This window comes from Pseudomonas sp. SB113 (assembly GCF_040754745.1).
Classification (GTDB): Bacteria; Pseudomonadota; Gammaproteobacteria; order Pseudomonadales; family Pseudomonadaceae; genus Aquipseudomonas; species Aquipseudomonas grimontii.
In genome coordinates this window covers 151,154-164,894 of the sequence record NZ_JBFMHW010000005.1, presented here as the reverse complement: position 1 = coordinate 164,894, position 13,741 = coordinate 151,154, and the positions used below count along the sequence as shown (strand labels likewise).

12 protein-coding genes are annotated in these 13,741 nt (G+C 61.3%); 7 read left to right on the top strand and 5 right to left on the bottom strand.

The annotated features are described in order from the left end of the window. Positions 1–366 precede the first annotated feature (366 nt). The 6 genes from AB1462_RS08925 (at position 367) to AB1462_RS08900 (ending at position 7,896) form a co-directional block, all read left to right on the top strand. A complete protein-coding gene (locus AB1462_RS08925) occupies positions 367–2,400 on the top strand; it encodes an ABC transporter permease subunit (protein ID WP_259191800.1) in 2,034 nt (677 codons plus the stop codon). Between the two features lie 15 nt (positions 2,401–2,415). Next, complete coding sequence (gene pstA / locus AB1462_RS08920) at positions 2,416–4,086, top strand: phosphate ABC transporter permease PstA (RefSeq protein WP_090401394.1); 1,671 nt, start codon at positions 2,416–2,418, stop codon at positions 4,084–4,086. Positions 4,087–4,179: 93 nt separating this feature from the next. After that, a complete protein-coding gene (gene pstB, locus AB1462_RS08915; protein WP_090401395.1) occupies positions 4,180–5,013 on the top strand; it encodes a phosphate ABC transporter ATP-binding protein PstB in 834 nt (277 codons plus the stop codon). Between the two features lie 115 nt (positions 5,014–5,128). After that, entirely contained in the window at positions 5,129–5,890 is a 762-nt protein-coding gene (phoU, locus tag AB1462_RS08910) for a phosphate signaling complex protein PhoU (protein ID WP_065937962.1), read from the top strand. Between the two features lie 168 nt (positions 5,891–6,058). Continuing rightward, positions 6,059–6,967 carry a response regulator gene (locus AB1462_RS08905; RefSeq protein WP_090401397.1) on the top strand — a complete coding sequence of 303 codons (909 nt, stop codon included), beginning with the start codon at positions 6,059–6,061 and terminating at the stop codon, positions 6,965–6,967. Positions 6,968–7,224: 257 nt separating this feature from the next. Then, entirely contained in the window at positions 7,225–7,896 is a 672-nt protein-coding gene (locus AB1462_RS08900; RefSeq protein WP_367246593.1) for a M23 family metallopeptidase, read from the top strand. Between the two features lie 3 nt (positions 7,897–7,899). On the opposite strand, the gene AB1462_RS08895 is transcribed toward AB1462_RS08900, so the two are convergent. The 3 genes from AB1462_RS08895 to phoB all read right to left on the bottom strand — a co-directional run bounded on the left by AB1462_RS08895 (position 7,900) and on the right by phoB (position 11,625). Then, positions 7,900–9,240, bottom strand: coding sequence for a hemolysin family protein (locus AB1462_RS08895; RefSeq protein WP_090401399.1), 1,341 nt, complete (start codon positions 9,238–9,240; stop codon positions 7,900–7,902). 270 nt (positions 9,241–9,510) lie between these two features. Next, entirely contained in the window at positions 9,511–10,833 is a 1,323-nt protein-coding gene (phoR, locus tag AB1462_RS08890) for a phosphate regulon sensor histidine kinase PhoR (RefSeq protein WP_090401400.1), read from the bottom strand. Positions 10,834–10,935: 102 nt separating this feature from the next. Continuing rightward, positions 10,936–11,625 (bottom strand): phosphate regulon transcriptional regulator PhoB, encoded by a 690-nt coding sequence (gene phoB, locus AB1462_RS08885; RefSeq protein ID WP_003176964.1) that lies wholly within the window; start codon positions 11,623–11,625, stop codon positions 10,936–10,938. A gap of 154 nt (positions 11,626–11,779) precedes the next feature. On the opposite strand from phoB, the gene AB1462_RS08880 reads away from it, so the two are divergent. Beyond that, positions 11,780–12,160 carry a hypothetical protein gene (locus AB1462_RS08880; RefSeq protein ID WP_259191579.1) on the top strand — a complete coding sequence of 127 codons (381 nt, stop codon included), beginning with the start codon at positions 11,780–11,782 and terminating at the stop codon, positions 12,158–12,160. 32 nt (positions 12,161–12,192) lie between these two features. On the opposite strand, the gene ubiA is transcribed toward AB1462_RS08880, so the two are convergent. Then, on the bottom strand, positions 12,193–13,083 hold the full coding sequence (gene ubiA, locus AB1462_RS08875; RefSeq protein WP_090401402.1) for a 4-hydroxybenzoate octaprenyltransferase: 891 nt from the start codon (positions 13,081–13,083) through the stop codon (positions 12,193–12,195). Next, positions 13,083–13,646, bottom strand: a complete 564-nt coding sequence (locus AB1462_RS08870) for a chorismate lyase (RefSeq protein WP_090401403.1) — start codon at positions 13,644–13,646, stop codon at positions 13,083–13,085. Before AB1462_RS08870 ends, ubiA begins: the two co-directional genes overlap by 1 nt. Between the last annotated feature and the right edge of the window lie 95 nt (positions 13,647–13,741).

Here is a 13,741-nt window from a genome sequence, read left to right as displayed (position 1 = left end):
ACGCCGGCTCCCGCATCACTAATTTTCAATCCGCTGCCAGCCCTGCTTCGCGGCGGATTTCGTGCGTCACTGCATTGTCATCTTTCTGTCATACAGGATCGCTAGGGTGTGCGCATGAATGATCTGGCCAATTCCACCATGACGACAACTTCTCCCCCCAAGCGCATTGATTTCAATACGCCTGAGCTGCAACGCAAGCGCCGCATCCGCGCGCTCAAGGACCGTCTGACCCGTTGGTACGTGCTGGTCGGCGGCCTCGCCGTTCTCGGTGCGATCACCCTGATTTTCTTCTTCCTCGCCTACGTGGTCGCGCCTTTGTTCCAAGGCGCCTCGCTGACCAAGGAAGATGCGCTCACCCCGGCCTGGATCCAGGACGCCGGCAAGCCGCTGATGATCTCTCTGGAAGAGCAGAACCAGGTCGCCATGCGGGTTTCCGACAAGGGCCAGGCGCTGTTCTTTGATGTCACGACCGGTGCCGAACTCAAGCGTGTCGACCTGGCGCTGCCGGCGGGTGTGAGCGTTGCGTCCATCGGTGAAGACCAGCCGGGCAGCCCGCTGGTGATCCTCGGGTTGTCCAACGGCCAATCTCTGGTGTTCCGCCACACCTATAAGGTGTCATACCCGGACGGCAAGAAAACCATCACGCCTGCGATTGAATACCCCTACGGTGAAACGCCGATCGTGCTCGACGATGCTGGTCGCCCGTTGGAGCACGTCGCCCTCAATGCCACCGATTCGTCGCTGGTGGTTGCCGGCTCGGCCGGTTCGTACTTGAACGTGCTGACCCTGAGCCGCGAAGAAAACATGATGACCGGTGAAGTCACCAGCGAGCAGAAGCGTGTCGAGCTGCCGCAAATGACCGAGCCGGTGAAGGCGATCTTCATCGATCCGCGCCAGCAGTGGCTGTACGTGATCAACGGTCGTGCCCTGGCGGATGTGTTCAGCCTGCGCGACAAGAGCCTCAACGGCCGCTACAAATTGCTCGAAGACGGCACCGCCGAAGTCACCGCCAGCACCCAGCTGGTGGGCGGTATCTCGCTGATTGTCGGTAACTCCAAAGGCGGCCTGGCCCAGTGGTTCATGGCCCGCGACCCGGATGGCGAGCAACGCTTCAAGCAGATCCGTACCTTCCAGATGGGCACCACGCCTATCGTTGAGATCACCGCCGAAGAGCGTCGCAAAGGCTTCACTGCCCTCGACGCTTCCGGCAAGTTCGGCGTCTTCCACAGCACCGCCCATCGCACCCTGTTGGTGGATCCAGTGGTCGAAGGTCAGGGCGTGTTCGGCCTGTCGCCTCGCGCCAACCGCGTGATCGTCGAAGCCGGCGGCAAGCTGCAGCCGCTGCTGCTGGACAACCCGCACCCGGAAGTGTCCTGGAGCGCGTTGTGGAGCAAGGTCTGGTACGAAAACTACGACGAGCCTAAATACGTCTGGCAATCGACCGCCGCCAACACCGACTTCGAACCGAAGATGAGCCTGGCGCCCTTGACCTTCGGTACGCTGAAGGCGGCGTTCTACGCCATGCTGCTGGCGGCGCCCCTGGCCGTTGCCGCGGCGATCTACACCGCTTACTTCATGGCCCCGAGCCTGCGCCGCAAGGTCAAGCCGGTGATCGAATTGATGGAAGCGATGCCGACGGTGATCCTCGGCTTCTTCGCCGGCCTGTTCCTGGCGCCGTATGTCGAAGGGCATCTACCGGGAATTTTCAGCCTGCTGATGCTGTTGCCGATAGGCATCCTGGTGGCCGGTTTTGTCTTCAGTCGCCTGCCCGAGTCGATTCGCCTGCGGGTTCCCGATGGTTGGGAAAGCGCGATCCTGATCCCGGTGATCCTGTTCGTGGGCTGGCTCTCGCTGTACATGAGCCCGTACCTGGAAACCTGGTTCTTCGGCGGCGACATGCGCATGTGGATCTCCCACGACCTCGGCATCACCTACGACCAGCGCAACGCCCTGGTAGTCGGTTTGGCGATGGGCTTCGCGGTGATCCCGAACATCTACTCCATCGCCGAAGACGCCGTGTTCAGCGTACCGCGCGGCCTGACCCTGGGCTCCCTGGCCCTGGGCGCCACGCCGTGGCAGACCATGACCCGCGTGGTGATCCTGACCGCCAGCCCAGGCATCTTCTCGGCACTGATGATCGGCATGGGCCGCGCCGTGGGCGAGACCATGATCGTGCTGATGGCCACCGGCAACACGCCGGTGATGGAGATGAACCTGTTCGAAGGCCTGCGCACCCTGGCAGCCAACGTCGCGGTGGAAATGCCCGAGTCGGAAGTCGGCGGCAGTCATTACCGCGTGCTGTTCCTCTCGGCGCTGGTGCTGCTGTTGTTCACGTTCATCATGAACACCCTCGCCGAGTTGATTCGTCAGCGTCTGCGCAAGAAATACTCGTCGCTTTAAGAAAGGTAGAAGTCTGTGAAACAGAACTCCCTGAATGGATGGTTCAAGAGCGGCGCTCCCGGCGTCTGGATCAGCGGTGGCGCGGTGTCCATCGCGGTCATCATGACCATTGGTTTGCTGGCCGTGATTGCCGTGCGTGGCTTGGGCCACTTCTGGCCGGCTGACCTGATCCAGGCCAACTACAACGTGCCGGGCCAGGAAAACCATATCGTCATCGGCGAAGTGGTGCAGAAAGAAGAAGTGCCACGCGAGCGCCTGAAAAGCGCTGGCCTGCCGGTGCCCGAGGCGGGCCCGGAATTCATGACCCGCGAGCTGATCAAGGTCGGCAACCGTGACCTGAACGGCAACGACTTCACCTGGATCGTCGGCGAGTGGTTGAAGGACCAGACCACGCCGAAGAACCTGATGACCATCGAGCGTCGTGAGTGGGGCAACTTCTACGGCACCCTGGTCAACGTCAAGCAGGATGGCAAGGTCATCGCTGAGGGCGAGGCCGCATGGCCGGAGCTGCAAGCCCGCGTGGACCGCGTGAACAAGCTGGCGGCCCAGCTCAAGACCCTGGAGAAATCCGACATCGGCGCGATCAACGCCGGCCTCGAACGCATTCGCCTGCACGGCCGCAAGCTGGAACTGGAAGGCAAGCTCGACGCCGCCGCCCAGGCCGACATGGATGCCGATCGCGCCGAGCTGAACGCCCGTTACCAGGACATCGAAGCGCGCCTGGCCGACCTGCACGCCCAGTTCAACCGCGACGCCCTGACCGCTCGCGATGGCAACGGCAAGGAAATTGAAATCGGCATCGGCAAAGTGGTGCACGCCTATCAGCCGAACGCCATGGGCACGATGACCAAGATCGGGTTCTACTTCAGCAAGGTGTGGGAATTCCTCAGCGATGACCCGCGGGAAGCCAACACTGAAGGCGGGATCTTCCCGGCCATCTTCGGCACCGTGATGATGACCCTGATCATGGCGATGATCGTGACGCCGTTCGGCGTACTGGCGGCGGTGTACCTGCGTGAATACGCCAAGCAGAACACCCTGACGCGGATTATCCGCATCGCCGTGAACAACCTGGCGGGTGTACCGGCCATCGTCTACGGCGTGTTCGGCCTGGGCTTCTTCGTGTATGTATTGGGTGGCTCGGTCGACCGTTTGTTCTTCGCCGAAGCGCTGCCGGCACCGACCTTCGGTACACCGGGCCTGCTCTGGGCCTCGCTGACCCTGGCGCTGTTGGCGGTGCCGGTGGTGATCGTGGCCACCGAAGAAGGCCTGGCGCGGATTCCGCGTACGGTGCGTGAAGGCTCCCTGGCCCTGGGCGCGACCAAGGCCGAGACGTTGTGGAAGATCGTGCTGCCGATGGCCAGCCCGGCGATGATGACCGGCATGATCCTCGCCGTGGCCCGCGCCGCCGGTGAAGTGGCGCCGCTGATGCTGGTAGGCGTGGTGAAACTGGCCCCGTCGCTGCCGCTGGACGGCAACTACCCGTACCTGCACCTGGACCAGAAGATCATGCACCTGGGCTTCCATATTTATGACGTCGGCTTCCAGAGCCCTAACGTCGAAGCCGCACGGCCGCTGGTGTACGCCACCGCCTTGCTGCTGGTGATGGTGATCGCCACGCTCAACCTGTCGGCGGTGTGGATTCGTAACCACCTGCGCGAAAAATACAAAGCGTTGGACAGCTAAAGCTATTAGCCACAAGCGGCAAGCTACAAGCCGCTTTTGCTCAAATCTTGCAGCTTGCCGCTAAAAGCTTGCAGCTACGAACGGAGTGAGACCATGCAACAAGACACCCATTCCCACGGCATCAACATGTCTGCCCTGGGTCGCGACAAACAGAGCCTGAGCCTGGCCCAGGAAACCGTGGCCATCGAAGTACCGGGCCTGAGCCTGTACTACGGTGAAAAGCAGGCGCTGTTCGACGTCAGCATGAACATTCCCAAGCAGCGCGTGACTGCCTTTATCGGTCCGTCCGGCTGCGGCAAGTCCACGTTGCTGCGTACCTTCAACCGCATGAACGACCTGGTCGACGGTTGCCGCGTGGACGGTGCCATCAACCTCTATGGCACCAACATCTACCGCAAGGGCGAAGACGTGGCCGAGCTGCGTCGCCGCGTGGGCATGGTGTTCCAGAAGCCTAATCCGTTCCCCAAGACCATCTACGAAAACGTGGTCTACGGCCTGCGCATCCAGGGCATCAACAAGAAGCGCATCCTCGACGAAGCGGTTGAGTGGGCCCTTAAAGGCGCGGCACTGTGGGATGAGGTCAAGGACCGCCTGCATGAGTCGGCACTCGGCCTGTCCGGCGGCCAGCAGCAACGCCTGGTGATCGCGCGCACCATCGCCGTGGAGCCGGAAGTGCTGCTGCTCGACGAACCGTGCTCGGCACTCGACCCGATCTCGACGCTGAAAGTCGAAGAACTGATCTACGAGCTCAAGTCCAAGTTCACCATCGTCATCGTGACCCACAACATGCAACAGGCGGCGCGGGTTTCCGACTACACCGCGTTCATGTACATGGGCAAACTGGTGGAATTCGGCGATACCGACACCCTGTTCACCAATCCGGCGAAGAAGCAGACCGAAGACTACATCACCGGTCGCTATGGCTAGTTGGGGCAGCTGCAAGCCGCAAGTTTCAAGCGGCAAGTAAAAGCAGTTCAACGGAACGACACACATCAGCTTGCAGCTTGTAGCTTGCGGCTTACAGCTTTTGCGGAGCAAACGCATGATTAGCAAAGAAGGCCTTACCCACCACATCTCCGCGCAGTTCAACGCCGAGCTCGAGGAAGTGCGCAGCCACCTCCTGGCGATGGGCGGGCTGGTGGAGAAACAAGTCAACGACGCCGTGACCGCGTTGATCGAGGCTGACTCGGGCCTGGCCCAGCAAGTGCGCGAGATCGACGACCAGATCAACCAGATGGAACGCAACATCGACGAAGAATGCCTGCGCATTCTCGCCCGTCGCCAACCGGCGGCATCCGACCTGCGCTTGATCATCAGCATCTCCAAGTCGGTGATCGACCTGGAGCGGATCGGCGACGAAGCCACCAAGATCGCCCGCCGTGCCATCCAGCTGTGCGAAGAGGGTGAAGCGCCGCGCGGTTATGTCGAAGTGCGTCATATCGGCGACCAGGTGCGCAACATGGTGCGGGATGCCCTTGATGCCTTTGCGCGCTTTGACGCCGAGCTGGCGTTGTCGGTGGCGCAGTACGACAAGGTCATCGACCGTGAATACAAGACCGCCCTGCGTGAGCTGGCCACCTACATGATGGAAGACCCGCGCTCTATCTCGCGGGTCTTGAGCATCATCTGGGTGCTGCGTTCCCTGGAGCGGATCGGCGATCACGCGCGAAATATCTCGGAACTGGTGATCTACCTGGTGCGCGGTACCGACGTACGGCACATGGGCCTCAAGCGCATGAAGGCCGAAGTTGAAGGTTCCGCCGATCAAATCCCTAATGTTCCGGGCGAATCTGACGATAAGTAAGGTTGCCCGAGAAATTAACGCCCGGCCTTTGGTCGGGCGTTTTCGTTCGTGGCGTCTGAATTTTTTGCGAATCGGGTAAAAGAAAGTCCGAACGTGACTACAGAGTTTTGGCAAAATGCCATTAGTCAGGCGTTTTGCGTGCCGAAGTTTTTATAGGATGAAGGGTCGATGAGTAAAGTCAGTGTATTGGTGGTGGATGACGCCTCGTTTATCCGCGATCTGGTGAAGAAGTGCCTGCGCAACTACTTTCCCGGGATCAAGCTTGAAGATGCGGTAAACGGCAAGAAGGCCCAGACCATCCTGATGCGCGAGACCTTCGACTTGGTGCTGTGCGACTGGGAAATGCCGGAGATGTCCGGCCTGGAGCTGTTGACCTGGTGCCGCGAGCAGCCGCACCTCAAGTCCATGCCGTTCGTGATGGTGACCAGCCGTGGCGACAAAGAGAACGTGGTCCAGGCGATCCAGGCCGGGGTTTCCGGCTACGTCAGCAAACCGTTCACCAACGAGCAACTGCTGAACAAGGTCAAGCAGGCCCTGCACAAGGTCGGTCGCCTCGACGCCCTGGTCGCCAGCGCGCCGACCAAGATGAACTCGGCCTTCGGCAATGATTCCCTGAGCGCCTTGACCGGTGGCAAGCCCGAAGCCGTGCGTGCAGCCCCCGTTGCGGCTGCCGCGTCTGCGCCAAGCAAAGGCCTGCTTAACAGCCCGCCGGTCCAAGCACCAGGCACCGCACCAACCGGCGGCCGTGGCCAGGGTCAGTTGCGCCTGTCCAGCGGCACCCAGCAATGTGTGATCAAGGCGCTGAGCATCAAGGAAGCGCTGCTGGTGGTGCGTCGCGGTGAAGTCCTGCCTCAGGTACTGGAAAGCGCCGTGCTCGACCTGGAACAGGGCGACAACGCTGAGGTGGCCCGTCTCAACGGCTACCTGCACGCCATCGTCGCCTTCGAACCCAAGCCGGACAGCGACTGGCTGCAACTGACTTTCCGCTTTATCGACCAGGATGCGCAGAAGCTCGACTACATCTCGCGGCTGATCGCGCGCGGTACGGCGCAGAAGCATTTTGTGCCGGGTGCCTGACCTTGTGGTGAGGGAGGTCCCACTGCCTCTTCGACGTAGCGCTGTCGCGCAGCAAGCTGGGACCTCTGTGGCGAGCGGGCTTGTCCCGCGTTGGGGTGCGAAGCGCCCCTGACGAAGACGAATGCGGTATATCAGGCACGCCTCTGCGCCTGGTTTCGGGGCTGCTGCACAGCCCCGCGCGGGGCAAGCCCGCTCACTACAAGATTGTCATCAACCGTTGCTAGCTTGCCGTTCAGTCATCCTGTCAGGTTCGCGCCATGTTCCTTCGCCTCTTGCTGTCCTGCACGTTGGCTGCGGTCGCCACTTCGACCCAGGCCATGACCCTCTACAAATCCACTGATGCCAACGGCATGGTGTTCTTCAGCGACCGGCAAACCCCCGGGGCCCAGGCGTTCGTGATCCAGGAGCGTAAGGTGGAGCGTGTGCAGCGGCCGGTACTCGACAGGCCAAAAACCGGTTACCCACAACAAGCCTACCGCTACCCCCTGCCCTGGCGTGGCGGTCCGTTCCGCCTGACCCAAGGCCCCAACGGCAGCTTCAGCCACACCGACGCCAAAAGTCGCTATGCCATGGACATTGCCATGCCCGAAGGCACGCCGATCATTGCGGCGCGCAGCGGTGTGGTGGTGAAAATCGAGAATAGCCAGATCGGACGCGGCAACGATGCGTCAGGCAATTTCGTGCGAGTGCAGCACGATGACGGCAGCCAGGGCGTGTATCTGCACCTCAAGCAAGGTTCGGTCAGTGTAAGGGCAGGGCAGCGCGTGGCGGTGGGCAGCGCGCTGGGGTTGTCGGGCAATACCGGCAACAGCAGCGGGCCACACCTGCACTTTGTGGTGCAGCAGAGTGCCGAGGCCGGGCTGGTGTCGATTCCTTACGAATTCAACCAGCCGGTCGGGACATTGCCCAATTTTGCATTGGGCAATTGAGGGTCAGTCCAGCAGCAGGACCTTGGCCAGCACGATCTTCGGACCTTTCATCTTCTTGATGATGATCCGCAAACCTTCAACCTCCAGCACTTCTTCCTCTTCCGGCACCCGTTTGAGCGTGTCGTAGATCAGCCCTGCGAGGGTTTCGGCCTCAATGTGGTCCAGGTCGACACCCAGCAGCCGTTCTACCTTGAACAGCGGCGTGTCGCCCCGTACCAGCAGTTTGCCGGGCTGGTAGGCGAGGATGCCGCGCTCGGCCTTGCGGTGTTCGTCCTGAATATCGCCTACCAGCACTTCCAGCACGTCTTCCATGGTCAGGTAGCCGATGATCTTGCCGTCGGCTTCTTCCACCAGGGCAAAGTGCGCGCCGCCTTTGCGGAACTGCTCCAGCAACTGCGACAACGGCATGTGCCGCGACACACGTTCCAGCGGGCGGGTCAGTTCGGCCAGGTTGAACGACTCGGGGATGTGGTCCAGGGCCGCCAGTTCCAGCAGCAGGTCCTTGATGTGCAACAGGCCGACAAACTCGTTGCGCACTGCGTCATACACCGGGTATCGGCTGAATTTATGGCGGCGGAACAGCGCGAGGATTTCCTTGAGCGGGGCGTTGAAGTCCAGGGTCACCAGGTCTTCACGGGAGTTCGCCCAGTCCACCACTTCCAGCTCGCCCATTTCCACGGCCGAAGCCAGTACGCGCATGCCTTGGTCGCTCGGGTCCTGGCCACGGCTGGAGTGCAGGATCAGCTTGAGCTCTTCGCGGCTGTAATGGTGCTCGTGGTGCGGGCCGGGCTCGCCTTGGCCGGCGATGCGCAGGATCGCGTTGGCGCTGGCGTTGAGCAGGTAGATCGCCGGGTACATGGCCCAGTAGAACAGGTACAGCGGCACCGCCGTCCACAGCGACAGTAACTCGGGCTTGCGAATGGCCCAGGACTTGGGCGCCAGTTCACCGACCACGATGTGCAGGTAGGAAATCACGAAGAACGCGGCAAAGAACGACACGCCCTTGATCACTTCCGGCGATTCGACGCCTACCGCGCCCAGCAGCGGTTCGAGGATATGCGCGAACGCCGGCTCACCGACCCAGCCCAGGCCCAGGGAAGCCAGGGTGATACCCAACTGGCAGGCCGACAGGTAGGCGTCGAGCTGATTGTGCACGGTGCGCAGGATTTGTCCGCGCCAGCCGTTGGTGTGGGCGATGGCCTCGACCCGGGTCGAGCGCAGTTTGACCATGGCAAATTCCGCCGCAACGAAAAAACCGTTGAGCAGTACCAGGATCAGAGCAAAAAGAATCATGCCGAAATCGGCGAAGAGTGTGGCGAGGGTGATACCAGGGGAAGGGTCCATGATTGGGTTTTGCAGGTTCCGTGTGTTCAATAAGGGGGGACAGAAGGGCCTGAAAGGCAGGCGCAAGTCGGCCAATGTAGCGGCTGACGGGGCGCTTGCCTAGTGGTTGCCGCCGGGTGGGGTGTGGAATGCCTTATTCGAAACAGCACAATTCCAATTGTGGGAGGGGGCTTGCTCCCGATAGCAGTGTGTCAGTCAGCATATCTGATACTGATGCACCGCCATCGGGAGCAAGCCCCTTCCCACATTTGGTTTTGTGCTGTGTTTGAGTTATTCATCATTTCCGACGAGCCGCGAACGGGTCATCTGCGCTGGAGGAAAATGGCAGGTAAACGTACTGCCATGCCCCAGCACGCTGCTGATTTCCAGGCGTGCGCGGTGGCGCAGCAGCACATGCTTGACGATGGCCAGGCCCAGCCCGGTGCCGCCGGTGTTGGAGTTGCGGCTGGAGTCGACGCGGTAGAAACGTTCGGTCAGGCGCGGCAGATGCTTGGCGTCGATGCCGATGCCGGAATCCTGCACGCTCAGGTGTGCGCCCTGTTCGTCGGCCCACCAGCGGATGCGGATATTGCCCTTGTCCTGGGTGTACTTCACGGCGTTAAACACCAGATTGGAAAATGCACTGCGCAACTCGCCCTCGCTGCCTTTGAGCAGCACGGTCGGGTCGGCTTCCAGGGTGATCTGTTGGCCGCGTTGGCCGGAGAGGGCCTGGGCATCGTTCTTGATGGTCTGCAACAGGCTTTGCACGGCCACCGGGTGGTTGTCCGACGGGTAATCGGTCGCCTCCAGCTTGGCCAGCAACAGCAGGTCGTTGAGCAAGGTCTGCATGCGTGAACCCTGCTGCTGCATTTGCTGCAGGGCACGGCTCCAGCGCGGGTTGATCTCGTCGACGTTGTCCAGCAGCGTCTCCAGATAGCCGCAGATCACCGTCAATGGCGTGCGCAGTTCGTGGGAAACGTTGGCGACGAAGTCTTTGCGCATCTGTTCCAACTGGTGAATGCGGGTTACATCGCGCACCAGCATCAGGTGTTCGTTGTTGCCGTAGCGCGTCAGGTACAGCTGGATACGCACGCGGTCGTTGGTCGGCGAGGGGATTTCCAGCGCTTCTTCGTAATTTTCCTGCTCGAAATACTCCTTGAAGCGAGGGTGGCGCACCAGGTTGGTCACTGGCTGGCCGCTGTCCTGGGGCGTCTTGAGGCCCAGCAGGGTCTCGGCAGCGCGGTTCCACCATTCCAGGTTGCCATCGCTGTCGAGCATGATCACCGCGTCTTTGAGTGCGGCGGTGGACTCCTGCACCCGGTCGATCACCGCTTGCAGGCGCCCGCGTACCCGTTGGTCGCGGCGTTGCAGGTGGTAGATGCTGTCGAACACTTCGCCCCACAGGCCGTAGCCGTCGGGTGGCGCTTCGTCGGGTTTGTGCTGGCGCAGCCATTCATGCAGGCGCAGCAATTGCTTGAGGGTCCAGCCCAGGTACAGGGCGATACCAATGGCCAGGCTCCAGCCGTAATAGCCGCTGACCAGGCCCACCAACAGGCAGCCGGTGATCAACAGGAGCATGTGGCGGATCAGGGTGCCATGCCAGTTTTGGTTCATGGAGCGTCCTTCGGAGCAGCTTTAAGTTTCAAGCTGCAAGCTTCAAGTCGGAGCGAGGCGGCTTTTTCTTGCCGCTTGTAGCTGATCACTTGCAGCCAGGTTTCAACCTTTGGTTGAAAACCGATAGCCAGTGCCGCGCACGGTTTGTACCAGATTCTCGTAAGCGTCACCCAAGGCTTTGCGCAGGCGACGGATATGCACGTCGACGGTGCGCTCCTCGACATACACGTTGCCGCCCCACACCTGGTCCAGCAGCTGGCCACGGGTATAGGCCCGCTCCTGATGGGTCATGAAGAATTGCAGCAGGCGGTATTCGGTCGGCCCCATCTCGGCCGGCTTGCCGTCGATGGTCACGCGGTGGCTGATCGGGTCCAGCAGCAGGCCACCCACTTCGATAGGCGCCTCGCCATCGGTCGGGCCGGCGCGGCGCAGTACGGCTTTCAGGCGCGCCACCAGCTCCCGTGGGGAAAACGGCTTGGTGATGTAGTCGTCGGCACCGACTTCCAGGCCCTGGATCTTGTTGTCCTCTTCGCCCTTGGCGGTGAGCATGATGATCGGAATATCCCCGGTCAGTTCATCGCGCTTGAGGCGGCGGGCCAGTTCGATGCCGGAGGTGCCGGGCAGCATCCAGTCCAGCAGGATCAGGTCCGGCTTGCGGTCGACGATAATGGCATGGGCCTGCTGGGAGTTCTCCGCCTCCAGGCAGTCATAGCCGGCCATTTCCAACGCAACGGCGATCATCTCGCGGATGGGCGCTTCGTCGTCAACAATCAGAATGCTCCTGCCAACCATGCCTAAAATCCTCTTGTCATTTAACTGTCTTGCGCCGCATTAGATAACGGAATTATTGCAGTCGTGTGACAGTAATTTAGTCGCTTGGGCAATTCGCGCCTCTCTGGACTACGCTTTGAGTCCGAATCCTGACAACCACAAAAGGAAGGTTCCGATGACTCACAGTACTTTTTCCTGGAAGGCCCTGCTGGTTACGGCGGTGTTGACGCTGCCGACACTGGCGTTTGCCGCAGACCCGGCGATGACGAAAGACGGGATGTTGGTGGATCACAAGGGCATGACGCTCTACACCTTCGCCAAGGACGCCGATGGCAAGTCCATGTGTAACGACAAGTGCGCCACCAACTGGCCGCCCTTGATGGCCGAGTCCACCGACAAACCCATGGGCAAGTGGACCGTTATCACCCGCGACGATCAAAAGGGCCAATGGGCCTACAGCGGCAAGCCTCTCTATACCTTCGTGATGGACAAAAAGGCCGGCGACACGACCGGCGACGGCAAAATGGACGGCGCCTGGAAAGTCGCCAAGCCCTGATCCGGCCCACTAGCGGTGAGGGGCTCGGCCCCTCATCGAAACCCGTAATCCGCCACAATCCCGACAAAAATCGCCAACCCGGCCCAGTGGTTGTGCAAAAACGCCTTGAAGCACTTCATCCGGTCCCTGTCGCGGGTGTACCAGAACTCCCAGGCAAAACAGCCGGCCGCCGCCAGTAACCCCAGGTGGAACCAACCCCCCAGCTCAAACCTTGCGCCGGCCAGCAACAGGCACAGCAGCGCCAGGCCCTGCAGGGTAAGGATGATCACCCGGTCGGCATCGCCGAACAGAATGGCAGTGGATTTGACGCCGATCTTCAAGTCGTCGTCGCGGTCGGTCATCGCGTAATAGGTGTCGTAGCCCACCGTCCACAGCAGGTTGGCTATATACAGCAGCCAGGCGGTGGCGGGCAGGTGGCCGGTTTCGGCGGTGAACGCCATCGGCATGCCCCAGGAAAACGCCGCGCCCAGCACCACCTGCGGATAATAGGTGTAGCGCTTCATGAACGGGTAGCTGACCGCCAGTGCCAGGCCGCCCAGCGATAACCAAATGGTGGTGGCGTTGGTCAGCAGTACCAGCAGGAAGCTGATCAGCATCAGTACCGCAAAGAACACCAAGGCCTCTTTTGAACTGATCTTGCCGCTGGCCAGCGGGCGTTGCGCGGTGCGTTTCACATGGCCGTCGACCTTGCGGTCCGCCCAGTCATTGATGACGCAACCGGCTGCGCGAGTCAGCGTAACGCCCAGCACGAAAATCACGATGTTGGCCAGGGACGGCGAGCCCTTGCCGGCGATCCACAGCGCCCACAGCGTCGGCCACAGCAGCAGGTAGATGCCGATGGGCTTGTCCATGCGGGTCAACTGAATGAAATCCCAGGCCCTGGGGTTCAGGCGGTTCAAGGATTTGAGCAGACGTTGATACATCAGCAGTTCTCCGGATGGTCATGCAGCGCGTGCCAGAAGCTCGGCAGGAAGACTTCCGCCACCAGCACGCTCAGCGGCCCGCGATCAAAGCGTGAGCGGCGTGCCCACAGCCCGTCGGCCTGGTCCGTGGTGGGCAGCCATTGGCGAGGGTAATGGCACACCTCGATGGCCTGGCGGATGAACGCCCGGTCGCAAAACAGCAATTCGCCCAGGGAACGGCTGCCCAATTCGTCCATATGCAAGCCGTCGCCCTGCAATGCACTGCGCGCCGCCACACTGCGGGCAAACACCCACGGTTGGCCGTGCCCACGCAAATACACCTCGCGCACCCAACCGACACTGGCCGCAGGCATGTGCAGCGCCGCGCATTCATCATCGCGCAGTGGCTGCCAGCCCTCGAACAGTGGCGTCACGCTGAAACCGTCGTTGGACAGCCACGTCAGCCGGCGGGTCAGCGAGCCTTCGTCGAACAGCCAGTTGAGGGTCAAGGGCGCGGGCGCAGGGATCAGAAGGCTCTGGGTCAGCCATTGGCAAACATCGGGAAGGGCGATTGAGTGCGGCACGGTGAGTCAGTATTGGCAGCAAAAGAGGCGGCGAGCTTACCATGGCGTCCTGATCTTTTGCCGGGCTGAGCCGGCGCCTTGCGTCGATCGAGCTT